The following is a 26,171-nucleotide window of genomic DNA, read 5'->3' as shown; positions in this document are numbered from 1 at the left end:
CGACAGCGCCGGCCACCATCGATTTGGAGGTTTCGCGGATGTCCGGTTACGGTGGTGCCTGCCAAAGACCGCTGGTCGTTGCACCGTGTCCGTGAGGACGCGAAGCACCGAAGGATCCGTGATCTCATCACGGACGGCCCGCGCAGGAGTGTCTGGAGCTTGGACTTCCGGTCCGTGCGGTTCGCCGTGCGACCGTCGAGGTCCGTACTGAGCCCCGTGCGACTGCGCACTGGGGCTCTCACTGTTTCTGCAGGGCTTCCTTCCGGCCGGCCGGTCCGCGGCGTTGAATGGTCGACTTCACGGTCGGCCCGACTTCGACATCACGGAAGGAGGCGTAAGCCCATGGCAAGGCCTGACAAGGCGGCTGATGTCGCGGAGATCACGGACAAGTTCCGTGCGTCCAACGCGGCCGTGCTGACCGAGTACCGCGGTCTCACGGTGAAGCAGATGAAGACTCTGCGTCGCTCGCTGGGTGAGAACGCCCAGTACGCCGTGGTGAAGAACACGCTGACCAAGATCGCTGCCAACGAGGCCGGGATCACCGAGCTCGACGACCAGTTCGCTGGTCCGACGGCTGTCGCCTTCATCACCGGTGACCCGGTGGAGTCGGCGAAGGCTCTGCGTGACTTCGCCAAGGAGAACCCCGCTCTGATCATCAAGGGCGGTGTCCTTGATGGCAAGGCGCTGTCCGCCGATGAGATCAAGAAGCTCGCGGACCTCGAGTCCCGCGAGGTGCTGCTCGCCAAGCTGGCGGGTGCCCTGAAGGCCAAGCCGTCCCAGGCTGCCGCGGTCTTCCAGGCCCTGCCCTCCAAGCTCGTCCGCACCGTGGACGCGCTGCGCGAGAAGAAGGCCGAGCAGGGCGGTGCCGGTACGCCGGCTCCCGCCGAGGACGCCGCCGCCGAGTAATCGGCGACGGGCTCACGCCCTCGCAGCGGGCCCGTGCCCGCCACATCCCGTACATCCCGGCACCACCTGCCGATTTAGTGGAAGGACGCCATCATGGCGAAGCTGACCCAGGACGAGCTGCTCGCGCAGTTCGAGGAGATGACCCTCATCGAGCTGTCCGAGTTCGTCTCGGCCTTCGAGGAGAAGTTCGACGTCACCGCCGCCGCTCCGGTTGCCATTGCCGCCGGTGTTCCGGGCGCCCCGGCCGCCGAGGCCGTTGAGGAGAAGGACGAGTTCGACGTCATCCTCGAGGGCGCTGGCGACAAGAAGATCCAGGTCATCAAGGAGGTGCGCGCCCTGACCTCCCTCGGCCTGAAGGAGGCCAAGGACCTCGTTGACACCGCCAACGCGGTTGTCCTGGAGAAGGTTGCCAAGGACGTTGCCGAGAAGGCCAAGGCCGCCCTCGAGGGCGCCGGCGCCAAGGTCGTCGTCAAGTGACCCCGCGCCCCCTCTGAGGGGGCTCACGGGCCGGGCCGATCACCCTTGCGGGTGGTCGGCCCGGCCTGTTTCGTTTCCGGGGCCGGATCGGCCCGGCAGGGCCCGCCTGGTCGCGCACTCGGCCGCTGTCGGTGCGGACCGGTATGGTGATCGCTGTGATCGCGAACGACACCGCGGCGGGCTGTAACGCCCTGGGGGTGTCGCACGATGAGTAGTGCGAGGTCCACGCTCCGGCACGGGCCTTGACGAACGGCACCGGGCGCGCGATTCTCAAGGCGCGCGCCCAGCGTGGAGAGCACGCTCCAAGTCGGAGCGGCCCTGGATGCATATTCAGTGGCCCCGACGGGAAGTGACTGCATGTGAGGTGCGATGGCCCGGCGTAGTCCGGGCCGTGGTTGTGCGAGGCAGGCGCCGCCTGCGGCACGGTTCCCCGGGAGGGGGCCGGTCCGGTGGGCAGCTACCGGAGGGAGCGTCCGATTCGGTCTCCGAATCAGGGCTTGTCAGCAGTGTGCCTTTTGGCTACACTGTCCCTTTGCGCTGCCTGTTAGCTGCTCCGTGACTCGTCGCCCGGAGTCTGCGTTGCCCTGAAGGGGTCTGGCACCGCCTCCGCAAAGCGGCTCTGACCTGGGATTTATTCCCGGCTGAGACCCTCGGCGCCGGAGGTGGCTCCAAGCCTTTCCAGGCCCGGCTGGTACGCGCGTAGTGAGCTCCGAGCCCTCGGAAGGACCCCCCTCTTGGCCGCCTCGCGCAACGCCTCGAACAATTCCGCCGCATCCACCGCCCCGCTCCGCGTCTCGTTCGCGAAGATCAAGGAGCCCCTTGAGGTCCCGAACCTCCTGGCCCTGCAGACCGAGAGCTTTGACTGGCTGCTCGGCAACGCGGCCTGGAAGGCCCGGGTCGAGGCGGCCCTGGAGAGTGGTCAGGACGTCCCCACCAAGTCCGGTCTGGAAGAGATCTTCGAGGAGATCTCCCCGATCGAGGACTTCAGCGGGTCGATGTCGCTGACCTTCCGCGACCACCGTTTCGAGCCGCCGAAGAACTCCATTGACGAGTGCAAGGACCGCGACTTCACGTACGCGGCTCCGCTCTTCGTCACGGCCGAGTTCACCAACAACGAGACCGGTGAGATCAAGTCTCAGACGGTCTTCATGGGCGACTTCCCGCTCATGACCCACAAGGGCACGTTCGTGATCAACGGCACCGAGCGCGTCGTCGTGTCGCAGCTGGTCCGTTCGCCCGGCGTGTACTTCGACTCGACGCTGGACAAGGTGTCCGACAAGGACATCTACTCCGCCAAGATCATCCCGTCTCGCGGCGCCTGGCTGGAGATGGAGATCGACAAGCGCGACATGGTCGGTGTCCGCATCGACCGCAAGCGCAAGCAGTCGGTCACCGTTCTGCTCAAGGCTCTCGGCTGGACCAACGAGATGATCCTCGAGGAGTTCGGCGAGTACGAGTCGATGCGCGCCACCCTGGAGAAGGACCACACCCAGGGCCAGGACGACGCGCTTCTCGACATCTACCGCAAGCTGCGCCCGGGCGAGCCGCCCACGCGTGAGGCCGCGCAGACGCTGCTGGAGAACCTGTACTTCAACCCGAAGCGCTACGACCTCGCCAAGGTCGGCCGCTACAAGGTCAACCGGAAGCTGGGCAACGCCGAGTCGCTGGACTCGGGCGTGCTCACCGAGCCGGACATCATCAACACCATCAAGTACCTGGTCAAGCTGCACGCCGGTGAGGTCGACTGGCGCGATGACGAGGGCCGCGACATCGTGGTCGAGGTCGATGACATCGACCACTTCGGCAACCGCCGCCTGCGCAACGTCGGCGAGCTGATCCAGAACCAGGTCCGTACGGGTCTCGCCCGTATGGAGCGCGTCGTGCGCGAGCGCATGACCACCCAGGACGTCGAGGCGATCACGCCGCAGACCCTGATCAACATCCGGCCGGTCGTCGCCTCCATCAAGGAGTTCTTCGGCACCAGCCAGCTGTCGCAGTTCATGGACCAGACGAACCCGCTGTCGGGCCTGACCCACAAGCGCCGTCTGTCCGCCCTCGGTCCCGGTGGTCTCTCCCGTGAGCGCGCCGGCTTCGAGGTCCGTGACGTGCACCCCTCGCACTACGGCCGTATGTGTCCGATCGAGACCCCCGAAGGTCCCAACATCGGTCTGATCGGCTCGCTGGCCTCGTACGGCCGGGTGAACGCCTTCGGCTTCATCGAGACCCCGTACCGCAAGGTCATCGACGGTGTGGTCACCGAGCAGGTGGACTACCTCACCGCCGATGAGGAGGACCGCTACGTCATCGCCCAGGCGAACGCGCCGCTGACCGCGGACCTGCACTTCGCCGAGCCGCGTGTCCTGGTCCGCCGCCGTGGCGGCGAGATCGACTACATCCCGGGCACCGAGATCGACTACATGGACGTCTCGCCGCGCCAGATGGTGTCGGTCGCGACCGCCATGATCCCGTTCCTCGAGCACGACGACGCCAACCGCGCGCTCATGGGCTCGAACATGATGCGCCAGGCGGTGCCGCTGCTGAAGAGCGAGGCTCCGCTGGTCGGTACCGGCATGGAGTACCGCTGCGCGGTCGACGCCGCCGACGTGATCACCGCCGAGAAGGCCGGTGTGGTCCAGGAGGTCTCCGCCGACTACGTCACGGTGGCCAACGACGACGGCACCTACACCACCTACCGGGCCGCCAAGTTCACCCGCTCCAACCAGGGCACCTCCTTCAACCAGAAGGTGCTCGTGGACGAGGGTGCCCGGGTCGAGTCCGGCCAGGTGCTGGCCGACGGTCCCTGCACCGACGAGGGCGAGATGGCCCTCGGCAAGAACCTGCTCGTGGCGTTCATGTCGTGGGAGGGTCACAACTACGAGGACGCGATCATCCTGTCGCAGCGCCTCGTGCAGGACGACGTCCTCTCCTCGATCCACATCGAGGAGCACGAGGTCGACGCCCGTGACACCAAGCTCGGCCCCGAGGAGATCACCCGGGACATCCCGAACGTCTCCGAGGAGGTCCTCGCCGACCTCGACGAGCGCGGCATCATCCGCATCGGCGCCGACGTCGTCACCGGCGACATCCTGGTCGGCAAGGTCACCCCGAAGGGTGAGACCGAGCTGACCCCCGAGGAGCGCCTGCTGCGCGCGATCTTCGGTGAGAAGGCCCGTGAGGTCCGCGACACCTCGCTGAAGGTCCCGCACGGTGAGTCCGGCAAGGTCATCGGCGTCCGCGTCTTCGACCGCGAAGAGGGCGACGAGCTGCCCCCGGGCGTGAACCAGCTGGTCCGCGTCTACGTGGCCCAGAAGCGCAAGATCACCAACGGTGACAAGCTCGCCGGCCGCCACGGCAACAAGGGTGTCATCTCCAAGATCCTGCCGGTCGAGGACATGCCGTTCCTCGCCGACGGCACCCCGGTCGACATCATCCTCAACCCGCTGGGTGTCCCGTCCCGAATGAACCCGGGACAGGTCCTGGAGATCCACCTCGGCTGGCTCGCCAAGCAGGGCTGGGACGTCTCCGGCCTCGCCGACGAGTGGGCCCAGCGCCTGCAGTCGATCGGCGCCGACCAGGTCGACGGTGGCACCAACCTCGCCACCCCGGTCTTCGACGGTGCCCGCGAGGACGAGATCACCGGTCTGCTGGACAACACCATCCCCACCCGGGACGGCGACCGCCTGGTGAACTCCACCGGTAAGGCCCAGCTGTTCGACGGCCGCTCCGGCGAGCCGTTCCCGATGCCGATCTCGGTCGGCTACATGTACATCCTCAAGCTGCACCACCTGGTCGACGACAAGCTGCACGCCCGTTCGACCGGTCCGTACTCGATGATCACCCAGCAGCCGCTGGGTGGTAAGGCGCAGTTCGGTGGTCAGCGCTTCGGTGAGATGGAGGTGTGGGCCCTCGAAGCGTACGGTGCCGCGTACGCGCTCCAGGAGCTGCTCACCATCAAGTCCGACGACGTCCTCGGCCGAGTCAAGGTCTACGAGGCCATCGTCAAGGGCGAGAACATCCCCGAGCCCGGCATTCCCGAGTCCTTCAAGGTCCTCATCAAGGAAATGCAGTCGCTCTGCCTCAACGTGGAGGTGCTGTCCTCGGACGGCCAGTCCATCGAGATGCGGGACTCCGACGAAGACGTGTTCCGCGCTGCCGAGGAGCTCGGCATCGACCTGTCCCGGCGCGAGCCGAGCAGCGTCGAAGAGGTCTGACGGAGGTTGGGCCGGCCCAGCGACCCTGGGCCGGCCCGCCCCCAGGCCCCCCTCAGACCACAGACAAACCTCGACTTACGAAAGAGGGCTTGACGACCAGTGCTTGACGTCAACTTCTTCGACGAGCTCCGCATTGGCCTGGCCACGGCCGACGACATCCGCCAGTGGTCGCACGGCGAGGTCAAGAAGCCGGAGACCATCAACTACCGCACCCTGAAGCCCGAAAAGGACGGCCTCTTCTGCGAGAAGATCTTCGGCCCCACCCGGGACTGGGAGTGCTACTGCGGTAAGTACAAGCGCGTCCGCTTCAAGGGCATCATCTGCGAGCGCTGCGGCGTCGAGGTGACCCGCGCCAAGGTGCGCCGTGAGCGGATGGGCCACATCGAGCTGGCCGCCCCGGTCACCCACATCTGGTACTTCAAGGGTGTCCCGTCCCGCCTGGGCTACCTGCTGGACCTGGCGCCGAAGGACCTCGAGAAGGTCATCTACTTCGCCGCCTACATGATCACCTGGGTCGACGACGAGCGCCGTCAGCGCGACCTGCCGTCGCTGGAGGCGCACGTCTCCGTCGAGCGCCAGCAGATCGAGAACCGCCGCGACGCCGACCTCGAGGCCCGGGCCAAGAAGGCCGAGACCGACCTGGCCGAGCTGGAGGCCGAGGGCGCCAAGGCCGACGTCCGCCGCAAGGTGCGTGAGGGCGCCGAGCGCGAGATGAAGCAGCTGCGCGACCGCGCCCAGCGTGAGCTGGACCGCCTTGACGAGGTGTGGAGCCGCTTCAAGAACCTCAAGGTCCAGGACCTCGAGGGCGACGAGCTGCTCTACCGCGAGCTGCGCGACCGCTTCGGCACGTACTTCTCCGGCTCGATGGGTGCCGCGGCCCTCAAGGACCGCCTGGAGACCTTCGACCTGGCGGAGGAGGCCGAGCGCCTCCGCGAGATCATCCGTACCGGCAAGGGCCAGAAGAAGACCCGTGCGCTGAAGCGCCTCAAGGTCGTCTCCGCCTTCCTGCAGACCAGCAACAAGCCGAACGGCATGGTGCTGGACTGCGTCCCGGTGATCCCGCCGGACCTGCGTCCGATGGTGCAGCTGGACGGTGGCCGCTTCGCGACCTCCGACCTGAACGACCTGTACCGCCGTGTGATCAACCGCAACAACCGCCTGAAGCGGCTTCTCGACCTCGGTGCCCCCGAGATCATCGTGAACAACGAGAAGCGCATGCTCCAGGAGGCCGTCGACGCGCTCTTCGACAACGGCCGTCGTGGTCGCCCGGTCACGGGCCCCGGCAACCGTCCGCTGAAGTCGCTGTCCGACATGCTGAAGGGTAAGCAGGGTCGCTTCCGTCAGAACCTGCTCGGTAAGCGAGTCGACTACTCGGCCCGTTCGGTCATCGTCGTCGGCCCGCAGCTGAAGCTGCACCAGTGCGGTCTGCCCAAGGCCATGGCGCTGGAGCTCTTCAAGCCGTTCGTGATGAAGCGCCTGGTCGACCTGAACCACGCGCAGAACATCAAGTCGGCCAAGCGCATGGTCGAGCGTGCCCGCCCGGTCGTGTGGGACGTCCTCGAAGAGGTCATCGCCGAGCACCCGGTTCTGCTGAACCGTGCGCCCACCCTGCACCGCCTCGGCATCCAGGCCTTCGAGCCGCAGCTGGTCGAGGGCAAGGCCATCCAGATCCACCCGCTCGTCTGCACCGCGTTCAACGCGGACTTCGACGGTGACCAGATGGCCGTCCACCTGCCGCTGTCCGCGGAGGCGCAGGCCGAGGCCCGCATCCTGATGCTGTCCTCGAACAACATCCTGAAGCCGGCCGACGGTCGCCCCGTCACCATGCCGACCCAGGACATGGTGCTCGGTCTGTTCTTCCTCACCTCGGACCGCGAGAACGTGAAGGGCGCCGGCCGCTCCTTCTCGTCCACCGCCGAGGCGATCATGGCCTTCGACGCCCGCGAGCTGGACGTCCAGGCCCCGATCGACCTGCGTCTGCCGGTCGGCACCGTGCCGCCGCGCGGCTGGGTCGCTCCGGTGGACGAGGACGGGCAGTCGACCTGGTTCGAGGGCGAGTCCTTCCGCCTGAACACCACCCTGGGCCGTGCGCTCTTCAACGAGCTGCTGCCCGAGGACTACCCCTTCGTCGACTACGAGGTCGGCAAGAAGCAGCTGTCGGCCATCGTCAACGACCTGGCCGAGCGCTACCCGAAGGTCGTCGTCGCCGCGACGCTGGACAACCTGAAGGCGGCCGGCTTCCACTGGTCGACCCGTTCCGGTGTCACCGTCTCGATCTCGGACGTCATCGTCCCGCCGAGCAAGCCCCAGATCCTCGAGGGCTACGAGGCGCAGGCGGAGAAGGTCCAGCGTCAGTACGAGCGCGGTCTGATCACCAACGACGAGCGCAAGAGCGAGCTCATCGGCATCTGGACCCGGGCGACCAACGAGGTCGCCGAGGCCATGTCCGCGAACTTCCCGAAGACCAACCCCATCTTCATGATGGTGGACTCGGGAGCTCGAGGAAACATGATGCAGATGCGCCAGATCGCCGGTATGCGTGGTCTGGTGTCCAACGCGAAGAACGAGACCATCCCGCGGCCGATTAAGGCGTCGTTCCGTGAGGGTCTCTCCGTGCTGGAGTACTTCATCTCCACCCACGGTGCCCGTAAGGGTCTCGCGGACACCGCTCTGCGTACCGCCGACTCCGGTTACCTCACCCGTCGTCTGGTCGACGTCTCCCAGGACGTCATCATTCGCGAGGAGGACTGCGGCACCGAGCGCGGCCTGAAGCTGTCGATCGGTGCGGTCGGCGCGGACGGCGTCCTGCGCAAGGCCGACGACGTCGAGACCAGCGTCTACGCCCGCATGCTCGCCGAGGACATCTCGGTGGACGGCAAGCTGCTGGCCACCGCCAACACCGACCTCGGTGACGTGCTGATCGACGAGCTGATCCGCCACGGCATCGGCGAGGTCAAGGTCCGCTCGATCCTGACCTGTGAGTCGGCCGTGGGTACCTGTGCCCACTGCTACGGCCGCTCGCTGGCCACCGGCAAGCTGGTCGACATCGGTGAGGCGGTCGGCATCATCGCCGCCCAGTCCATCGGTGAGCCCGGTACCCAGCTGACCATGCGTACCTTCCACACCGGTGGTGTGGCCGGTGACGACATCACCCAGGGTCTGCCGCGTGTCGTCGAGCTCTTCGAGGCCCGTACCCCCAAGGGTGTCGCTCCGATCTCGGAGGCGTCCGGCCGGGTCCGCGTCGAGGACACCGAGAAGACCCGCAAGATCGTCATCACCCCGGACGACGGCACCGACGAGATCGCCTACCCGGTCTCCAAGCGTGTGAAGCTCCTGGTGAGCGAGGGCGAGGCGGTCGAGGTCGGCCAGAAGCTGACCGTCGGTGCGACCAACCCGCACGACGTCCTGCGCATCATGGGCCAGCGTGCCGTCCAGGTCCACCTGGTCGCCGAGGTCCAGAAGGTCTACAACTCGCAGGGTGTGTCGATCCACGACAAGCACATCGAGATCATCATCCGGCAGATGCTCCGCCGCGTGACGATCATCGAGTCGGGCGACGCCGAGCTGCTCCCGGGCGAGCTCGTCGAGCGCGGCCGCTTCGAGCAGGAGAACCGCCGCGTGGTCTCCGAGGGCGGTCACCCCGCCTCCGGTCGTCCGCAGCTCATGGGTATCACCAAGGCCTCGCTGGCCACCGAGTCCTGGCTGTCGGCCGCCTCCTTCCAGGAGACGACCCGGGTCCTCACCGACGCGGCGATCCACGCCAAGTCGGACCCGCTGCTGGGCCTCAAGGAGAACGTCATCCTCGGTAAGCTCATCCCGGCCGGTACGGGTCTGCCCCGCTACCGCAACATCCGGGTCGAGCCGACCGAGGAGGCCAAGGCCGCCATGTACTCGGCCGTCGGCTACGACGACTACGACATGTCGCCCTTCGGCGCCGGCTCCGGCCAGGCGGTCCCGCTGGACGACTACGACTACGGCCCGTACACCGGCTGACAGTCAGCTCCGCACGCCGCAGGGCGGCCACCCCGTATGGGGCGGCCGCCCTGCGGCGTTTGTGTCGACGGGGCCGCTGCGGGCGGACGCCGTCCGCGTCGGGCCGTGCGGGCACCCGTATTTCCGGTGGCGCGGGATGGCCGGCGGGCCGTACGGTCCGGCCATGAGTGCGAAGCGGCCGCTGATCGCGGTGTTGACCGGGGCCGGGATTTCCACCGATTCGGGGATTCCGGACTACCGGGGGCCCCAGGGGCTGTGGCAACGGGATCCCGGGGCGCAGGAGTTGGTGACGATCGGGCCGTACCTGGCCGATCCGCGGGTTCGGCGCCGGTCCTGGCTGATGCGGCGGGACGCCGGGGCGGTGGGGGCCGAGCCGAACGCCGGGCATCTGGCGCTGGTGGAGCTGGAGCGCAGCGGGCTGCCGGTGCGGGTGCTGACGCAGAACGTGGACGGGCTGCACCGGCGTTCGGGGCTGCCCGAGCGGAAGGTGCTGGAACTGCACGGGACGGCGCAGCAGGTGCAGTGCGTCCGCTGCCGGGTGCGCGGTCCGATGGCGCGGGCGCTGGAGCGGGTGGCCGCGGGGGAGCCGGACCCGGCCTGCGAGGAGTGCGGGGGTGTGCTCAAGCCGTGCACGGTGATGTTCGGCGAGGCGTTGGACCCGGTGGTGCTGGACCAGGCGGAGGCGATCGCCAAGGCCTGTGATCTGTTCGTGGCGGTCGGGACGCTGCTGCAGGTGTACCCGGTGGCCGCCCTGCCGCAGGCGGCGCTGGAGGCCGGGGCCCGGCTGGTGATCGTCAATGCCGAGCCCACGCCGTACGACCCGGTGGCGCACGAGGTGATCCGGGAGCCGATCTCGCTCGCGCTGCCCGCGCTGGTGCGGCGGATCATCGCCGGGGAGTTCACGGGGGAGCCGGTGGGGGATCCCGGGAGGGAGTGAGTGCTGACTCGCCCGTACGGGGGAGCCGCTCGCCGCCGTGGGGGAGCCGTGGGGCAGTCGTGGGGCAGTCGTGGGCGCGGAGCCTCGCTCGTGCGGGGGAGCGGAGAAGACCGCTCGGCCGGGGGAGGTGGGGGCAGGGGGCACTCCGGCAAGCTCCTGGTGTCGGGTCGCGGAGGCCGGTCCGGCGAGCCGATCGAGGAGAACTGCCGTGAACCGGATGTCCTTTCGCGTCCTGACCCGCATCGCCGTCACCGCCGCCGTCGTGGGCGGGATGTCCGGCTGCTTCTCGTTCCTGGACGACGACCAGACCAAGGACGTGAGCTACGAGGTCCCCGGGACCGTGCGGACCCTGGTGATCGAGGGCGCCACCGGAGACATCCGGGTGGTCGGCGGCGGCACCGGAGTCCAGGTGACGGAGCACCAGAAGTACCACTCCACCGCTCCCGCCGCCGTCCACAGCACCGCGGGCGGCACGCTGACCCTCGACTACAAGTGCCCGGACGGGGACTGCAGCGTCGGGTACGAGGTGAACGTGCCGGCGGGCACCGTGGTCCGGGTCAGCGACGGCACCGGCGACGTGCACCTCTCCGGGCTGACCGCCGAGGTCAAGGCGGAGACCGGCACCGGCAACGTCGAGGCCAAGCGGATGAGTGCCACCAGCGTCGACCTCAGCTCCAGCACCGGTGACGTCTCGGCCGACTTCGTGGCCCAGCCGGAGACGGTCAAGGCCACCACCTCCACCGGCAGCGTCACCGTGAAGGTGCCCAGCGGCGACCCGTACACGGTCACGGCGGGCGCCGACACCGGGAACGTCCGCCAGACGGTCAGCCAGCAGCCCGGCGCCAGGCGCACCATCACCGCCCACTCCAACACCGGTGACGTGACGGTCACCAATGCGTGAGCTCCTGCCCGGGCCCGCGCCGGCCGCGGATGCCGGAAGGGCGCTCGGCCGCCGGATACGGCAAGATCGTCTCCCGGAGAGCGACGGGGGAGGAACGGGCGTGGAGCGGGTCACCCGCGCACAGGCGTGGATCATCGGGCTCGGGCGGCGCTGGCAGGACGGACGCCTCGGCCGGATCAACCCGTACACGGTGGACATCGGACTGACGGTGTTCTCGGTCCTGGTCTCGGTCTGGGCGGTGTTCTTCGACGACAAGGGCTGGTCCTGGTGGATCTACCTGCTGGCCGCCTCCACCTCCTTCTCCCTGCCCTGGCGGCGGAACTTCCCCTGTGCCGTCTACCTCCTCACCGGGCTGCCGTCGCTGGTGCTGTCCTATGTCGCGCACTCCGCGCAGCCGCAGGTCTCGATCTCCAGCGTGCTGGCGCTGTACAGCCTGGCCGACCGCGGCCGGGACTGGCAGCGCTGGCCGCTGCTGGTGGTCACCGTGATCGCCAACATCATCGGCACCCACTCACCGAACGGCATGCTGTTCAGCCTGATCATGTCGGTCGGCAGCTTCACCTTCGGGGCGCTGGTCCGCGACTGGCGCGCTCTCGCCAGGGCGGAGACCGAACGGGCGCACCAGCTGGGCCTGAGGGCCGCGGCCGAGGCGGCCCGGGCGGTGGCCGAGGAGCGCGCCAGGATCGCCCGCGAGATGCACGACATCCTGGCGCACGCGGTGTCGTTGATGGTCATTCAGGCGGAGGCGGGCCCGCTGGTGGTGCGCAGCGATCCGGAGCGGGCGATCCGGGCCTTCGACACCATCGCCGACTCCGGGCGCGACGCGATGGTGCAGCTGCGCCGGGTCCTCGGAGTGCTCAAGGAGGAGGGCGCGAGCCCCGAACTCGCCCCGCAGCCCACGCTGGCCGAACTGCCGGGCGTGGTCGAGCGGGTGCGGCAGGCGGGCATCCGGGTGGAGCTGGAGCTGGCCGAGCCGGGGCGTCCGGTCCCGGCGGACGTCGAGGCGGCGGCCTACCGGATCGTCCAGGAGGCGCTGACCAACGTGGTCAAGCACTCGGGGGCGGACCGCGTGGTGGTCCGGGTCGTCCAGGCCGGGCAGACGCTGGAGATCGCGGTCTGTGACGACGGCCGGGGTACGGCGGGCGGGGCATTCGGTGGCGGGGCGCCCGGTGGCCGGGTGCCGAACGGCGGGAAGGCGGACGGCGGGAACGCGGACGGCAGGGTGGCGAACGGCACGGCGGTGGACGGCTGGTCGGGCGGGCGCGGACTGGTCGGTATCCGTGAGCGCGCTGCGGCCTGCGGGGGCAGGGCGAGTGCCGGTCCGGGGCCGGAGGGCAGAGGGTTCCTGGTGAGCGCGCAGCTGCCGCTGGGCGCGGCCGTACTGTGAGGCCCGGCCGGGGAACGGCGGGCAGGGAGAGGGGAGTTGTGGGCATGGACCCGATACGAGTGGTGGTCGCCGACGACCAGGAGCTGGTGCGCGCGGGTTTCGGGATGATCCTGGAGGCGCAGCCGGACATCGAGGTGGTCGCCGAGGCGGTGGACGGCGCGCAGGCCATCGAGGCGGTCCGGGAGCACCGTCCCGATGTGCTGCTGCTGGACGTCCGGATGCCGGTGATGGACGGACTGGAGGCCGCCCGCCGGGTCTGTGCCGAGTTCCCCGGCACCAAGGTGATCATGCTGACCACCTTCGACATCGACGACTACGTCTACGATGCCCTCTACGCCGGGGCCAGCGGCTTCCTGCTCAAGGACGTCCGCCGGGACGACCTGGTGCACGGTGTCCGCATGGTGGCCTCCGGCGAGGCACTGCTGGCGCCCTCGGTGACGCGCCGGCTGATCGCCGAGTTCACCGCCCGCAGGCCGGCCGGACCGACGGCCGCGGTGCGCGCGCCCTCCCGGCTGCTCGACCAGCTGACCGGCCGCGAGCGGGAGACCCTGCGACTGCTCGCCCGGGGCCTGTCCAACGCCGAGATCGCGACCGAGCTGGTGGTCAGCGAGCACACGGTGAAGACGCACGTCAGCAATGTGCTGAGCAAGCTCCAACTGCGCGACCGGGTGCACGCGGTGGTCTTCGCGTACGAGGCCGGCGCGGTGGTGGCGGGCGAGGCGTAGGCGCCCGCGCACGGGGGAGCGCGGGCCGGGGGGCACCGTTCTCCGCGCGGGAAGCCGAGGCGCGGGCCGGCCGATCCCCGCCAGGCCGGGTGCCGGGTGAGGAGCCGGTACCCGCCACTCCCGGGAGGGGACCGGCCTGATTACGATGGCCCCCCGACCAGCAGGAGTGATCATGACCGCGCAGTTCGATCCCTGGTCCGCCGAGTTCGTGGCGCACCCCTACGACGCTTACGCGGTGCTGCGCGAGCAGGCACCGGTCAGTTACTACGAGCCCAGCGGCCAGTGGCTGGTCTCCCGGTACCAGGACGTCAGCGCGCTGCTGCGGGACCGCCGCCTCGGCCGCACCTACACCCACCGGTACACCCACGAGGAGTTCGGCCGCCCGGCGCCCGACCCCGCGCACGAGCCGTTCCACACCCTCAACGAGCACGGGCTGCTCGACCTGGAGGCCCCGGACCACACCCGGATCCGGCGGCTGGTCTCCAAGGCCTTCACCCCGCGCATGGTGGAGTCGCTGCGGCCCACCGTGGCCCGGCTCGCGGACGAACTGGTCGCCGGGCTGCTGGCGGACGGGGGCGGCGACCTGATCGCCAAGGTCGCCGAACCGCTGCCGGTCGCCGTGATCGCCGAGATGCTGGGGGTACCCGAGGGCGACCGGCACCTGCTGCGCCCCTGGTCGGCCGACATCACCGGGATGTTCGAGCTCAACCCCTCGGCCGAGGTGGCCGAGCGGGCGGTACGGGCGAGCGTCGAGTTCTCCGAGTACCTGCGCAAGCTGATCGCCGAGCGGCGGGCCACCCCGGGTGAGGACCTGGTCAGCGCACTGGTCCAGGTCGCCGACGGCTCGGACGCGCTCAGCGAGCAGGAGATGGTCTCGACCTGCGTGCTGCTGCTCAACGCCGGGCACGAGGCCACCGTCAACACCACCGGGAACGGCTGGCTGGCGCTGTTTCGCAACCCCGGCGAACTCGCCCGGCTGCGCGGCGCGGTGGACGGGCTGCTGCCCACCGCCATCGAGGAGCTGATGCGCTACGACACCCCGCTGCAGATGTTCGAACGCTGGGTGCTGGAGGACATCGAGATCGCCGGGACGACGATCCCGCGCGGAGCCGAGATCGCCCTGCTGTTCGGCTCCGCCAACCGCGACCCGGACCGCTTCACCGACCCCGACCACCTCGACCTGGGCCGCACCGACAACCCGCACATCACCTTCGGCGCGGGGATCCACTTCTGCCTGGGCGCTCCGCTCGCCCGACTGGAGCTCACCGAGTCCTACGGCGCGCTGCTGCGCCGCGCGCCCGGGCTGCGGCTGGTCCGCGAGCCCGAGTGGCAGCCCGGGTACGTCATCCGGGGGCTGCGGGAACTGATCGTCGAGGTCTGAGGATGTGACGGGGAACGGGCCGGGTGCCCCCCCGCTGGCCCGGTGACCGCCGGCACCCCGGCGTGAACTCCGGCCTCCCGGGCCGGAGTCGGCCGCCGGCGTTCACCGCTCCTCAGCGGGGGATGGCACCCGCGCGGCCGTGCAGCGAGGCCCGGTCGGCGGCGGCCCGGCCGGCCGCCCAGCCCTCGCCGTCGCTGACCCGTACCCGCTGGGAGGTCAGCTTGGGGAACATCCGGTCCACCGTGTCGTCCACCGCCTCCTCGCGGGCCGCGAGTGCGGGCAGCAGCCGCTCGTCGGGCACCAGCAGCTCACAGGTACCGTCCTCGCGCAGGTGCCGGCCGGCGGCGGCGTCGCTGGTGGCCTGCTCGGTCGCGCTCGTCAGCCGCTCCCGGATCCGGGCGGCGTAGGCGACCAGGAAGGACTGCCGGAAGGACTTGGTGCGGGAGGCACTGCCGGGGTGCGCTCCGCCGTCCGCACCGCCCGGGCGGCCGGCCCGGCGGGGCTGCATCGCCGAGGTCGCCTGGACCAGGAGCGAGGTGTAGAGCAGCTCGACCGCGTCCAGGTCCGGATCGAAGCCGACGACGGTGCAGAAGCCGAACTCCTTGGCCCACACCACCCGGCAGCGGTTCGCCGCCGCGACGGCGTCCAGCAGCATCGTCTTCGGCCCCTCGTACGGGCTGTCCACCCCGATCCGCAGCGCCGCCGGAACGTCCTCGGCCGGCCGGGCGGCCGCCAGCAGGGCCTCGTCGATGCTGTGCTGGGCCATCAGCTGCTGTGCCTTCGCGGTCAGCGCCTCGGCCTCCTCCGGGTACTCCGTCGACTCCGCCTTCGCCAGCAGCGCCCGGATCCGCGAGAGCATCCTCGGCTCACCCCGCACCGGCCCGGCCGGGGACTGCGGCGCGGTACCGGGGACGGGCCCGACCGGCGCGATCGGCGGCAGGTGGCTCCAGGACCGCAGCAGCTCGAGAACGGCGGTGGCCAGGGCGAAGCGGTCCAGCCGGTGGTGCTGTGCGAAGCCCGGCAGGTAGCGGTCGTCGCCCTCCCACCAGACCTCGGCGGAGAGCTCGCGCAGCTGCTCCTGCCAGCGGCGGTCCAGGGTGGCGGCCGGGTGCCGGCGGCCCTCGGCGGCGATCAGGTCCACCGCCAGCGCCTGGTGCACCGGGCCGAGCCCGCGCCGCACCACCCGGGCCAGATCCGCCGGACGCCAGCCGCCGGCCCAGGTCCGTGCGACCGTGCGCTCCGCGAAGGCCAGCACCGCCCGGCTGATCTCGGGCCACTGCTCGGGCGAGGCCGCCAGCAGTGAGGCCCCGGTGTCCAGCGCCAGATCGAGCCCCTCCGCGGGCGCCCCGATCACCTGGTACGCCGCCTGCTCGACCAAGGCGTCCATGCCAGGACCCCGTTCGCCCTTGCGCTTGCCCACGGTGTCCCTGCCTCCGCCTCGTACGAACCCCCGACCCATGATGCCGGACCGCTCCCACGGCGGGTCCGGCCGCGGTCACGCACCCGGGGGCGGGCCCCCGGGGCGCTCAGCGTTCGATGGCCGTGTTGAGGATCTCCGGGAGGCGGCTGAGCAGGCGGGGGGCGGCCAGGGCGACCCCGAGCGCGGCGACGGCGGCGCCGTAGCAGAGACCGATCGGGAGGACGACCCAGCTGGGGCCGTGCGAGACCAGCAGCCAGCCGAGGACACCGCCGAGCGGCAGGTTCAGCAGGGCGACGCCGATCATCGAGCCGAAGCCGTTGAGGAGGACCAGCCCGCTCTGGCCGGGGGCGGCGCTGCGCATCGGGTTGCTGTCCGCGGGCATGGCGTACGGCGCGAGGACGCTGAGCACCGCTCCGAGGCCGATGCCCGTGCCGAGCAGGCCGAAGGTGACGCCGAGGGCGGGGGCGAGGTTGCCCCAGTCGTCGTTGGCGGCGGCCAGTCCGACACCGAGCACCAGCGAGACCGGGACGGCGTAGGAGAGCACGGCCAAGGCCCGCCCGACCAGTTCGGCCCGGGCCTGGGCCCGGGTGGTGAGGGTGGAGGCGACCATCCAGAACGCGGAGCCGTCCATGCCGAACAGGTTGACCATCTGCAGGCCGAGCATCACCCCGGCGATGGCCACCACGTAGACCGAGGCCCAGCCCTGGACCACGGAGAGCACGGAGAACACCAGGGCCATGCCGATGCCGGTGAAGACGGCCGCCTTGGCCCGGGGCTCCCGCCAGGCGTACCGCAGGTGACGCTGCATCACCGCGCCGATGCGGCCCTCGGGCAGCAGCCCGGCGGTGCGCGAGCGGCCGACCCCCTTGACGGTGATCAGGGTGGAGGCGTCCGCGGTCACCATCATCTGCTGGAGGCTGCCGCGCCACCAGCGCAGCAGCAGGACCAGCAGCCCGGCCGTGAGCGCGAGCTGCGCCAGCGCCACGGCGTACGAGCCGTCCCCGGCCGAGCGGATGGCGTCGATCGAACTGACCGGCGGCACCCAGCGCAGCACCGCGGCGAAGGGCTTGAGCGGGGACAGGTCGAGCCTGCCGTGGCTGCCGGAGCGGTTGAAGACGCTCTGCGAGGCGAGGTTCCCGAGCTGGATCAGCATCGCGAAGAGAAGTCCGCCGAGCACGGCGAAGTCCTTGCCGCGGCGGCTGGAGAGCATCCGGGCGTTCCCGGCCGCGACCGACCGGGACAGCACCACCAGCGCCACCACCGTCAGCGGTACGCCCAGCACCGCCGTCGCGGCGGAGGCGGCACCGGTGGACGCGGCGATCGCCGCTCCGGTCATCAGGACCAGGGCGATCACCGGCCCGGGGCCTATCAGCGAGGCCAGCAGGGTGCCGCGCAGCAGCGGCCCGGGGCGCAGCGGCAGCATGGTGAGCCGGGTCGGGTCGGAGCTCTCGTCGGTGCTGAACAGGAAGAGCGGCAGGGCGGCCCAGCCGATGGCCTGTGCGGTGGCGAGCATCACCGCCGCGTCGCCCGCGCCCGGCCGGCCGTGCAGCAGCGACAGGCCGAGCGCCGTCAGGGTGGCGAAGCCGAGCCCGAGCACCGAGCCGAGGATGAAGACGACCCTGCTCCGGGGGTTGCGCCTGAGCGCGTTGGAGAGCAGCCGGAGCTTGAGCGAGACGATGGTCCGGACGACCACCCTGTCCTGGGGGACGGCGGGGCTCATCGCTCGGCCCCGTCCACCGGGGAGGTCCCGTCCGCCGGGGAGGTCCCGTTCACCGGCGAGGTCCCGTCAGCCGGGGAGCTCCCGTCCGCCGCCGCGGACCGCTCCGGCCGTCGGCCAGCCGCGCCGAGCCAGCCCAGGGCCTGCCCGTCGTCCTCGCGGACGCCGATCAGCTCCAGGAAGGCGGCGTGCAGCGAGCGGTCGCCGCGCACCGAGTCCAGCGGGCCCTGGGCTATGACCCGGCCCGCGTTCATCACGGCCACCCAGTCGCAGAGCTGTTCGACCAGCTCCATCACATGGCTGGAGAAGATGACGGTCGAACCGGCCGCGGCGTAGCGCTTGAGCACGCCCCGGATGGTCTGGGCGGAGACCGGGTCGACGCCCTCGAAGGGTTCGTCCAGGAACAGCACGTCGGGGTTGTGCAGCAGTGCGACGGCGAGGCCGATCTTCTTGCGCATGCCGGTGGAGTAGTCGGCGACCAGCTTGTCGCCGGCGGCCAGCAGGTCGAGCACGGTGAGGAGTTCCTCGGCCCGGCGGTCGACCTCCGCGCCGGGCAGTCCGCGCAGCCGGCCGCTGTACTGCAGCAGTTCACGCCCGCTCAGCCGCTCGAACATCCGCAGCCCCTCGGGCAGGATGCCGATCCGCGCCTTGGCCGCGACCGGGTCGCTCCAGACGTCCGCGCCGTGGATCAGGACGGTGCCGTGGTCGGGCCTGAGCAGCCCGGTGACCATCGAGAGGGTGGTGGTCTTCCCCGCGCCGTTGGGGCCGACCAGGCCGATGAAGGAGCCGGCCGGCAGTTCGAGATCGAGGTTGGCCACGGCGGCCTGCTGACCGAAGGTCTTCCACAGACCGCGGATGCTCACCGCGGAGGAGGGTGAAGCGGACGGCGCTGACTGGGCTGTGGACGCCTGCATTGCGGGGGTCTCCTCCTGCGGTGCATGGGAACAGATGTGCCGTCAGCCTCTCACTTTCGGGGTAATTGGCCCAGGGTGCCTGCGAATCGGGCGTTTCCGGGCTGAATGCGTGATATCCCCGAGCCCTCATGCACATTGGGCCCGCGGACCGGAAACCACTACGCGGCGCGGTTCGTCTGGCTCAGTAGCGAAGCTCAGTGGTGAAGCAGCGCGCGGGGGCCGCGCGCCAGAGGTGTCGGGAGGTGGCCGGATGGCCGTGGAGCCGTGGGAGACGAAGCAGCCGTCCGACGGGCCCTCCGCCGGACCCTGGCCGCCGGCCGGTCCGGCGTCCGGGCAGCCCTACTCCTGGCCGCCCGCGCCCGCGCCCGCCGCGCAGCCCGCGGCCGCCCCGGCCGCCGGCCAGTCTGCGATGCGAGCCGCGCACGCCGACCGCGAGCGCACGGTGGACGTGCTGAAGGCGGCCTACGCGGAGGGGCGGCTGGACGCCGAGGAGTACGCGCAGCGCTTCGAGGTGGCCCACCGGGCCAGGACGTACGGGGAGCTGAGCGGCCTGGTGGCGGACCTGCCGGCCGGCCCCTTCGTCGCGCCGGGGGCCCCGGGCCCCGCGGTGCCGCCGACCTTCCTGCCCCCGTCGAAGCCGCGCACCAACCCGGTGGCGGTCACCTCGATGGTGCTGGGCCTGCTCGCCATCCCGACCGTGGGGATGACGGCGATCCCGGCCGTGGTGACCGGCCATGTCGCCAGGGCCCAGGCGCGCCGCCGCGGCGAGCAGGCGGACGGGATGGCCACGGTCGGACTGGTGCTCGGCTGGGTGGTGACCGCCGGCTGGATCGCGATGATCCTCGCGATCCTGGTCGCCGCGAGCAGTGGTGCCCCCGGTAGCGCCGGGTAGCGGTGACTCGCAGCTTTCGCCCATCTGTGGTATGACGGCAGAGCCAGGCTACGCCGTCCGGGTGTATCGCCCCCTTCAGGGCTGAGCTGCGGCGTTGCATTTGTTTTGACCGGCGCCGATGCGCTAGGTACGCTCTGACCTTGTGCCTGGGGTGTCCCCGGGTCCTTGTGCGTGCATGCACACCGGCTGCCGCGCCATACCGGAGCGTCGCAACACGCTCTGTGCGCGTGAGCGCCGTCGCTGCACATCAGCATCATGGGATTCCGCGATTCCTCCATCAAAGAGGCTCAACACACCCGACCGCGTGGGTCGGCGAGTTGGGGTCACCGCAGGTTAGTTTGACGCAGCCTTGGCACACAGAAAACGGAGAAACGGTGCCTACGATCCAGCAGCTGGTCCGAAAGGGCCGGCAGGACAAGGTCGAGAAGAACAAGACTCCCGCACTGAAGGGCTCCCCTCAGCGCCGCGGTGTCTGCACGCGTGTGTACACGACCACCCCGAAGAAGCCGAACTCGGCTCTCCGTAAGGTCGCCCGTGTGCGCCTCACCAGCGGGATCGAGGTCACCGCTTACATTCCGGGCGAGGGCCACAACCTGCAGGAGCACTCCATCGTGCTGGTCCGCGGTGGACGTGTGAAGGACCTTCCTGGTGTCCGCTACAAGATCATCCGCGGCTCCCTCGACACCCAGGGTGTCAAGAACCGCAAGCAGGCCCGCAGCCGCTACGGCGCCAAGAAGGAGAAGTAAGAATGCCTCGTAAGGGCCCCGCCCCGAAGCGCCCGGTCATCATTGACCCGGTTTACGGCTCCCCGCTGGTGACCTCGCTGGTCAACAAGATCCTGCTGCACGGCAAGCGCTCCACCGCCGAGCGGATCGTCTACGGCGCCCTCGAGGGCGTCCGTGAGAAGACCGGCGCCGACCCGGTTGTCGCGCTGAAGCGCGCGCTGGAGAACGTCAAGCCGACCCTTGAGGTCAAGTCCCGCCGTGTCGGTGGCGCCACCTACCAGGTGCCGGTCGAGGTCCGCCCGGGCCGCGCCAACACCCTGGCGCTGCGCTGGCTGGTCGGCTACTCGCGCGCTCGCCGTGAGAAGACCATGACCGAGCGTCTGCTGAACGAGATCCTGGACGCCAGCAACGGTCTGGGCGCCTCGGTCAAGCGTCGCGAGGACACCCACAAGATGGCCGAGTCCAACAAGGCCTTCGCGCACTACCGCTGGTAGTCCGTACCCCGTCACTAGACAGAGAGAGAACGAGCCACCATGGCTGCAACCTCCCTTGACCTCGCCAAGGTCCGCAACATCGGGATCATGGCGCACATCGACGCGGGCAAGACCACCACCACCGAGCGGATCCTGTTCTACACCGGTGTCTCGTACAAGATCGGTGAGGTCCACGATGGCGCTGCCACCATGGACTGGATGGAGCAGGAGCAGGAGCGCGGCATCACGATCACGTCGGCCGCGACGACCTGCCACTGGACGCTGGACGACAGCGACCACACCATCAACATCATCGACACCCCGGGTCACGTCGACTTCACCGTCGAGGTGGAGCGTTCGCTGCGCGTCCTCGACGGTGCCGTGACGGTGTTCGACGGTGTCGCCGGTGTCGAGCCGCAGTCCGAGACCGTGTGGCGGCAGGCTGACCGCTACGGCGTCCCGCGCATCTGCTTCATCAACAAGCTGGACCGCACGGGCGCGGACTTCTACTTCTGCGTCCAGACCATCGTGGACCGCCTCGGCGCCACCCCGCTGGTCATGCAGCTCCCGATCGGCGCGGAGTCCGACTTCGTCGGCGTCGTCGACCTGGTGAAGATGAAGGCTCTGGTCTGGTCGCCCGAGGCCACCAAGGGCGAGATGTACGACACCGTCGACATCCCGGCCGAGCTGGCCGAGAAGGCCGCCGAGTACCGCGAGGCGCTGCTCGACACCGTGTCGAACATCAGCGACGAGGTGATGGAGCTCGCCCTCGAGGGCGAGGACATCCCCGAGGAGCTGCTGGTCGCCGCGATCCGCAAGGGCACGCTGAACTCGGACTTCACCCCGATCTTCTGCGGCACCGCGTTCAAGAACAAGGGTGTTCAGCCCCTGCTCGACGCCGTCGTGAAGTACCTGCCGTCGCCGCTGGACATCGAGTCCATCAAGGGCCACAAGCCCGGCGACGAGTCGGTCGAGATCGCCCGCAAGGCCTCCGACGACGAGCCGCTGGCCGCCCTCGCGTTCAAGATCATGTCTGACCCGCACCTGGGCAAGCTGACCTTCGTCCGCGTGTACTCCGGCCGCCTGGAGTCCGGCACCTCGGTGCTGAACTCCGTCAAGGGCAAGAAGGAGCGCATCGGCAAGATCTACCGCATGCACGCCAACAAGCGTGAGGAGATCGAGTCGGTCGGCGCCGGCGACATCATCGCCGTCATGGGCCTGAAGCAGACCACCACCGGTGAGACGCTGTCCGACGAGAAGAACCCGGTCATCCTGGAGTCCATGGACTTCCCGGCCCCGGTTATCCGCGTCGCGATCGAGCCCAAGTCCAAGGGTGACCAGGAGAAGCTGGGTGTCGCCATCCAGCGTCTCGCCGAGGAGGACCCGTCCTTCCAGGTCAACACGGACGAGGAGACCGGCCAGACCATCATCGCGGGTATGGGCGAGCTGCACCTCGAGGTGCTGGTCGACCGTATGAAGCGTGAGTTCAAGGTCGAGGCCAACGTCGGCAAGCCGCAGGTCGCGTACCGCGAGACGATCCGCAAGGCCGTCGAGCGTATCGACTACACGCACAAGAAGCAGACCGGTGGTTCCGGCCAGTTCGCGAAGATCCAGATCGCGATCGAGCCGATCGAGTCCGGCGAGGGCTACGAGTTCGTCAACAAGGTCACCGGTGGCCGCGTGCCGAAGGAGTACATCCCCTCGGTCGACGCCGGTTGCCAGGAGGCCATGGAGTTCGGTGTGCTCGCCGGCTACCCGCTCCAGGGTGTCCGCGTGACCCTGCTCGACGGTGCCTCGCACGACGTCGACTCCTCCGAGCTCGCGTTCAAGATCGCCGGTTCCATGGCGTTCAAGGAAGGTGCCCGGAAGGCCGGCCCGGCTCTGCTCGAGCCGATGATGGCCGTCGAGGTCACCACCCCCGAGGACTACATGGGCGACGTGATCGGCGACATCAACTCTCGTCGTGGCCAGATCCGGTCCATGGACGAGCGTCACGGTGCCCGCGTCGTTTCGGCGCTGGTTCCGCTGTCCGAGATGTTCGGCTACGTCGGTGACCTGCGCAGCAAGACCTCTGGTCGCGCAAGCTACTCGATGCAGTTCGACTCGTACGCCGAGGTTCCGCGGAACGTGGCGGACGACATCATCGCCAAGGCCAAGGGCGAGTGACATCCCGTCTTTCGGGATGAATCAGACCCTTTAGGCTATTAGGAGGCGAACCTGGAGGGATCCACCGGATCCCTCCAGGCCCTCCGGCACCCCACCCGCGGGACGGCACGGGGCGCGACCAGCGCCCCGCACCCAAACCCGATCCAGACCAACTGACGTCGTACGGCGTACAGAACTGTCCTCAGGAGGACTGAAGTGGCGAAGGCGAAGTTCGAGCGGACGAAGCCGCACGTCAACATCGGCACCATCGGTCACATTGACCACGGTAAGACCACGCTGACCGCGGCCATCACCAAGGTGCTGCACGACGCGTACCCGGAGATCAACCCCTTCACGCCGTTCGACCAGATCGACAAGGCGCCGGAGGAGCGTCAGCGCGGTATCACCATCTCGATCGCGCACGTCGAGTACCAGACCGAGGCGCGTCACTACGCCCACGTTGACTGCCCGGGTCACGCGGACTACATCAAGAACATGATCACCGGTGCGGCCCAGATGGACGGTGCGATCCTCGTCGTCGCCGCCACCGACGGCCCGATGCCGCAGACCAAGGAGCACGTCCTCCTGGCCCGCCAGGTCGGCGTTCCCTACATCGTCGTCGCCCTGAACAAGGCCGACATGGTCGACGACGAGGAGATCCTGGAGCTCGTCGAGCTCGAGGTCCGTGAGCTCCTGTCCGAGTACGAGTTCCCGGGCGACGACCTGCCGGTCGTCCGCGTCTCGGCGCTGAAGGCGCTCGAGGGCGACGCCGAGTGGGGCGCCAAGCTCCTCGACCTGATGAAGGCCGTCGACGAGAGCATCCCGGAGCCGGAGCGCGCCGTCGACCAGCCCTTCCTGATGCCGATCGAGGACGTCTTCACGATCACCGGTCGTGGCACCGTCGTCACCGGTCGTATCGAGCGTGGTGTCCTGAAGGTCAACGAGACCGTCGACATCATCGGCATCAAGGAAGCCAAGACCACCACCACGGTCACCGGCATCGAGATGTTCCGCAAGCTGCTCGACGAGGGCCAGGCCGGTGAGAACGTCGGTCTGCTGCTCCGTGGCATCAAGCGCGAGGACGTCGAGCGCGGCCAGGTCATCATCAAGCCGGGTTCGGTCACCCCGCACACCGAGTTCGAGGCCCAGGCCTACATCCTGTCGAAGGACGAGGGTGGCCGCCACACCCCGTTCTTCAACAACTACCGCCCGCAGTTCTACTTCCGTACCACGGACGTGACCGGCGTTGTGACCCTCCCCGAGGGCACCGAGATGGTCATGCCGGGCGACAACACCGCCATGACGGTTCAGCTGATCCAGCCGATCGCCATGGAGGAGGGCCTCAAGTTCGCCATCCGTGAGGGTGGCCGCACCGTCGGCGCCGGCCAGGTCACCAAGATCCTCAAGTAATTGACGGTCTGACCTGAGCTCTGCACCGCAGGCTCGACACGAGAGGGCCCTCCCCGTCCACCAGGACGGGGAGGGCCCTCTCGCGTTCTCGGTCAGAGGCTCTCGGTGTAGTCCTTGCAGGCTTGGTAGGAGGGGAGCAGCCCCTGCGCCAGGGCCTCGGCCAGGCCGGGCGCGCTCTCGTCCTTGGCGGAGAGCAGCGGCGTCCCGGCGGGCCAGTCGATCGCCAGGTCGGGGTCGAGCGGGTGGATGCCGTGCTCGCCGGTCGGGTTGTAGGTCGCCGAGCAGAGGTACGAGAGCGTGGCGTCGTCCGTCAGGGCGCAGAAGCCGTGGCCGAGACCTTCGGGGAGGTAGACGGCGCGGCGGTCCACGTCGTCCAGCCGGACCCCCTCCCAGCGGCCGAAGGTGGGGGAGCCGACCCGCAGGTCCACCACCACGTCCAGTACCGCGCCCCGGACGCAGGTCACGTACTTGGCCTGTCCCGGCGGTACGTCGGCGAAGTGGACGCCGCGCACCACGCCGCGGGCCGAGACCGAGAGGTTGGCCTGGGCCAGCCGCAGCGGGTGGCCGACCACCTCGGCCAGCTTGTCGAAGCGGTACCACTCGGTGAACAGGCCCCGCGGGTCGCCGTGCAGCTGCGGGGTGACCTCGAAGGCTCCTTCGATGGCCAACTCGCGGAATTTCACTGGGAGTTCTCCTCGTCGAGCAGATCGAGCAGGTACCGTCCGTACCCGCTCTTGAGCAGTGGTTCGGCCAGCGCGCGGAGCTGGTCGTCGTCGATCAGCCCGGCGCGCCAGACCGTCTCCTCCAGGCAGCCGACCTTCAGGCCCTGGCGTTCCTCGATCACCTGGACGAAGTCGGAGGCCTGCATCAGCGAGACGAAGGTGCCGGTGTCCAGCCAGGCGGTGCCCCGGTCGAGCTTGGTGACGTGCAGCTCGCCGGCCTTCAGATAGGCCTCGTTGACCGCGGTGATCTCCAACTCGCCACGGGCGCTGGGGTGAAGGCCCCGGGCGATCTCCACCACCCGGTTGTCGTAGAAGTACAGCCCCGGTACGGCGTAGCGGGACCGGGGGAACTCGGGCTTCTCCTCGATGGAGAGGGCCTGGCCCTCCGCGTCGAACTCGATCACCCCGTAGGCGCGGGGGTCGGCGACCGGGTAGGCGAAAACCAGTCCGCCGGTGAGGTCGGTGTGGTCGGCCAGCCGGGTGCCGAGCCCGGTGCCGTGGAAGATGTTGTCGCCCAGGATCAGCGCGACCGGCTCGTCGCCGATGAACTCCGCACCCAGGACGAAGGCCTGGGCGATCCCCTCCGGACGCTCCTGGACGACGTACTCCAGTCTCAGTCCGAACTGGGAGCCGTCGCCGAGGAGTCGGCGGAACTGGGCCTGGTCCTGCGGGGTGGTGATGATCAGTATCTCGCTGATCCCCGCCATCACCAGCGTGGAGAGCGGATAGTAGATCATCGGCTTGTCGAACACCGGCAGGAGCTGCTTCGAAACCGCGCGGGTGAGCGGCCACAGTCGTGACCCGGTGCCCCCCGCCAGGAGAATTCCTCGCATGT

General features: G+C 69.4%; 19 protein-coding genes. 14 read left to right on the top strand and 5 right to left on the bottom strand.

Going from position 1 to position 26,171, the window contains the following annotated elements:
- Window positions 1–342: 342 nt before the first annotated feature.
- From rplJ to ACSMTC_RS15240, 9 genes are all read left to right on the top strand, one after another.
- Window positions 343–906: a 50S ribosomal protein L10 gene (rplJ, locus tag ACSMTC_RS15280; RefSeq protein WP_436560233.1), complete on the top strand. Its 564-nt coding sequence runs from the start codon at window positions 343–345 to the stop codon at window positions 904–906.
- A 93-nt stretch (window positions 907–999) separates the two neighbouring features.
- Window positions 1,000–1,383, top strand: a complete 384-nt coding sequence (gene rplL, locus ACSMTC_RS15275) for a 50S ribosomal protein L7/L12 (protein ID WP_436560232.1) — start codon at window positions 1,000–1,002, stop codon at window positions 1,381–1,383.
- 734 nt (window positions 1,384–2,117) lie between these two features.
- The gene (rpoB, locus tag ACSMTC_RS15270; RefSeq protein ID WP_436560231.1) at window positions 2,118–5,594 is read left to right on the top strand and encodes a DNA-directed RNA polymerase subunit beta; all 3,477 of its coding nucleotides are present in this window, start codon (window positions 2,118–2,120) and stop codon (window positions 5,592–5,594) included.
- A gap of 99 nt (window positions 5,595–5,693) precedes the next feature.
- A complete protein-coding gene (locus tag ACSMTC_RS15265; protein ID WP_436560230.1) occupies window positions 5,694–9,587 on the top strand; it encodes a DNA-directed RNA polymerase subunit beta' in 3,894 nt (1,297 codons plus the stop codon).
- Window positions 9,588–9,750: 163 nt separating this feature from the next.
- Window positions 9,751–10,524, top strand: coding sequence for an SIR2 family NAD-dependent protein deacylase (locus ACSMTC_RS15260; protein WP_436560229.1), 774 nt, complete (start codon window positions 9,751–9,753; stop codon window positions 10,522–10,524).
- Window positions 10,525–10,741: 217 nt separating this feature from the next.
- Window positions 10,742–11,425, top strand: coding sequence for a DUF4097 family beta strand repeat-containing protein (locus tag ACSMTC_RS15255; RefSeq protein ID WP_436560228.1), 684 nt, complete (start codon window positions 10,742–10,744; stop codon window positions 11,423–11,425).
- 100 nt (window positions 11,426–11,525) lie between these two features.
- On the top strand, window positions 11,526–12,812 hold the full coding sequence (locus ACSMTC_RS15250) for a sensor histidine kinase (RefSeq protein WP_436560227.1): 1,287 nt from the start codon (window positions 11,526–11,528) through the stop codon (window positions 12,810–12,812).
- Window positions 12,813–12,856: 44 nt separating this feature from the next.
- Window positions 12,857–13,537 carry a response regulator gene (locus ACSMTC_RS15245; protein WP_436560226.1) on the top strand — a complete coding sequence of 227 codons (681 nt, stop codon included), beginning with the start codon at window positions 12,857–12,859 and terminating at the stop codon, window positions 13,535–13,537.
- Window positions 13,538–13,709: 172 nt separating this feature from the next.
- Window positions 13,710–14,918, top strand: a complete 1,209-nt coding sequence (locus ACSMTC_RS15240) for a cytochrome P450 (protein ID WP_436560225.1) — start codon at window positions 13,710–13,712, stop codon at window positions 14,916–14,918.
- Between the two features lie 112 nt (window positions 14,919–15,030).
- Here the strand turns inward: ACSMTC_RS15240 and ACSMTC_RS15235 are convergent, their stop codons facing one another.
- The 3 genes from ACSMTC_RS15235 to ACSMTC_RS15225 form a co-directional block, all read right to left on the bottom strand.
- Window positions 15,031–16,305, bottom strand: a complete 1,275-nt coding sequence (locus tag ACSMTC_RS15235; RefSeq protein ID WP_436560224.1) for a DUF2786 domain-containing protein — start codon at window positions 16,303–16,305, stop codon at window positions 15,031–15,033.
- A 139-nt stretch (window positions 16,306–16,444) separates the two neighbouring features.
- Complete coding sequence (locus ACSMTC_RS15230; protein WP_436560223.1) at window positions 16,445–18,058, bottom strand: transporter; 1,614 nt, start codon at window positions 18,056–18,058, stop codon at window positions 16,445–16,447.
- Window positions 18,055–18,969 (bottom strand): ABC transporter ATP-binding protein, encoded by a 915-nt coding sequence (locus ACSMTC_RS15225; protein WP_436560222.1) that lies wholly within the window; start codon window positions 18,967–18,969, stop codon window positions 18,055–18,057. Before ACSMTC_RS15225 ends, ACSMTC_RS15230 begins: the two co-directional genes overlap by 4 nt.
- Window positions 18,970–19,219: 250 nt before the next feature.
- On the opposite strand from ACSMTC_RS15225, the gene ACSMTC_RS15220 reads away from it, so the two are divergent.
- The 5 genes from ACSMTC_RS15220 to tuf all read left to right on the top strand — a co-directional run bounded on the left by ACSMTC_RS15220 (window position 19,220) and on the right by tuf (window position 24,614).
- Window positions 19,220–19,861 carry a DUF1707 and DUF4190 domain-containing protein gene (locus tag ACSMTC_RS15220; protein ID WP_436560221.1) on the top strand — a complete coding sequence of 214 codons (642 nt, stop codon included), beginning with the start codon at window positions 19,220–19,222 and terminating at the stop codon, window positions 19,859–19,861.
- A 374-nt stretch (window positions 19,862–20,235) separates the two neighbouring features.
- On the top strand, window positions 20,236–20,607 hold the full coding sequence (gene rpsL / locus ACSMTC_RS15215) for a 30S ribosomal protein S12 (protein WP_014144289.1): 372 nt from the start codon (window positions 20,236–20,238) through the stop codon (window positions 20,605–20,607).
- 2 nt (window positions 20,608–20,609) lie between these two features.
- Window positions 20,610–21,080, top strand: coding sequence for a 30S ribosomal protein S7 (rpsG, locus tag ACSMTC_RS15210; protein WP_030457432.1), 471 nt, complete (start codon window positions 20,610–20,612; stop codon window positions 21,078–21,080).
- Between the two features lie 39 nt (window positions 21,081–21,119).
- Window positions 21,120–23,225 (top strand): elongation factor G, encoded by a 2,106-nt coding sequence (gene fusA, locus ACSMTC_RS15205; RefSeq protein ID WP_436560220.1) that lies wholly within the window; start codon window positions 21,120–21,122, stop codon window positions 23,223–23,225.
- 195 nt (window positions 23,226–23,420) lie between these two features.
- Window positions 23,421–24,614, top strand: a complete 1,194-nt coding sequence (tuf, locus tag ACSMTC_RS15200; protein ID WP_436560219.1) for an elongation factor Tu — start codon at window positions 23,421–23,423, stop codon at window positions 24,612–24,614.
- Between the two features lie 92 nt (window positions 24,615–24,706).
- Here tuf and rfbC read toward each other — a convergent pair whose 3' ends face one another.
- Both rfbC and rfbA read right to left on the bottom strand, forming a co-directional pair.
- Window positions 24,707–25,297: a dTDP-4-dehydrorhamnose 3,5-epimerase gene (rfbC, locus tag ACSMTC_RS15195; protein WP_436560218.1), complete on the bottom strand. Its 591-nt coding sequence runs from the start codon at window positions 25,295–25,297 to the stop codon at window positions 24,707–24,709.
- Window positions 25,294–26,169 carry a glucose-1-phosphate thymidylyltransferase RfbA gene (rfbA, locus tag ACSMTC_RS15190; protein WP_436560217.1) on the bottom strand — a complete coding sequence of 292 codons (876 nt, stop codon included), beginning with the start codon at window positions 26,167–26,169 and terminating at the stop codon, window positions 25,294–25,296. The genes rfbC and rfbA overlap by 4 nt, the downstream gene beginning before the upstream one ends.
- Window positions 26,170–26,171 lie beyond the last annotated feature (2 nt).

This window comes from Kitasatospora sp. HPM-01-4 (assembly GCF_051374625.1).
In the GTDB taxonomy this organism is placed as follows: Bacteria; Actinomycetota; Actinomycetes; order Streptomycetales; family Streptomycetaceae; genus Kitasatospora.
Note: the sequence above shows the minus strand (reverse complement) of the source record. Positions and strands in the feature narration are given on the sequence as shown.

What these genes read in the sequence shown, in the direction of transcription:
- rpsG (WP_030457432.1), top strand. Translation starts at nt 20,610, where the DNA reads ATGCCTCGTAAGGGCCCCGCCCCGAAGCGCCCGGTCATCATTGACCCG.
- ACSMTC_RS15235 (WP_436560224.1), bottom strand. Translation starts at nt 16,305, where the DNA reads ATGGACGCCTTGGTCGAGCAGGCGGCGTACCAGGTGATCGGGGCGCCC.
- ACSMTC_RS15230 (WP_436560223.1), bottom strand. Translation starts at nt 18,058, where the DNA reads ATGAGCCCCGCCGTCCCCCAGGACAGGGTGGTCGTCCGGACCATCGTC.
- rfbA (WP_436560217.1), bottom strand. Translation starts at nt 26,169, where the DNA reads ATGCGAGGAATTCTCCTGGCGGGGGGCACCGGGTCACGACTGTGGCCG.
- ACSMTC_RS15240 (WP_436560225.1), top strand. Translation starts at nt 13,710, where the DNA reads ATGACCGCGCAGTTCGATCCCTGGTCCGCCGAGTTCGTGGCGCACCCC.
- ACSMTC_RS15255 (WP_436560228.1), top strand. Translation starts at nt 10,742, where the DNA reads ATGTCCTTTCGCGTCCTGACCCGCATCGCCGTCACCGCCGCCGTCGTG.
- rplJ (WP_436560233.1), top strand. Translation starts at nt 343, where the DNA reads ATGGCAAGGCCTGACAAGGCGGCTGATGTCGCGGAGATCACGGACAAG.
- ACSMTC_RS15245 (WP_436560226.1), top strand. Translation starts at nt 12,857, where the DNA reads ATGGACCCGATACGAGTGGTGGTCGCCGACGACCAGGAGCTGGTGCGC.
- rplL (WP_436560232.1), top strand. Translation starts at nt 1,000, where the DNA reads ATGGCGAAGCTGACCCAGGACGAGCTGCTCGCGCAGTTCGAGGAGATG.
- ACSMTC_RS15225 (WP_436560222.1), bottom strand. Translation starts at nt 18,969, where the DNA reads ATGCAGGCGTCCACAGCCCAGTCAGCGCCGTCCGCTTCACCCTCCTCC.
- fusA (WP_436560220.1), top strand. Translation starts at nt 21,120, where the DNA reads ATGGCTGCAACCTCCCTTGACCTCGCCAAGGTCCGCAACATCGGGATC.
- ACSMTC_RS15260 (WP_436560229.1), top strand. Translation starts at nt 9,751, where the DNA reads ATGAGTGCGAAGCGGCCGCTGATCGCGGTGTTGACCGGGGCCGGGATT.
- ACSMTC_RS15220 (WP_436560221.1), top strand. Translation starts at nt 19,220, where the DNA reads ATGGCCGTGGAGCCGTGGGAGACGAAGCAGCCGTCCGACGGGCCCTCC.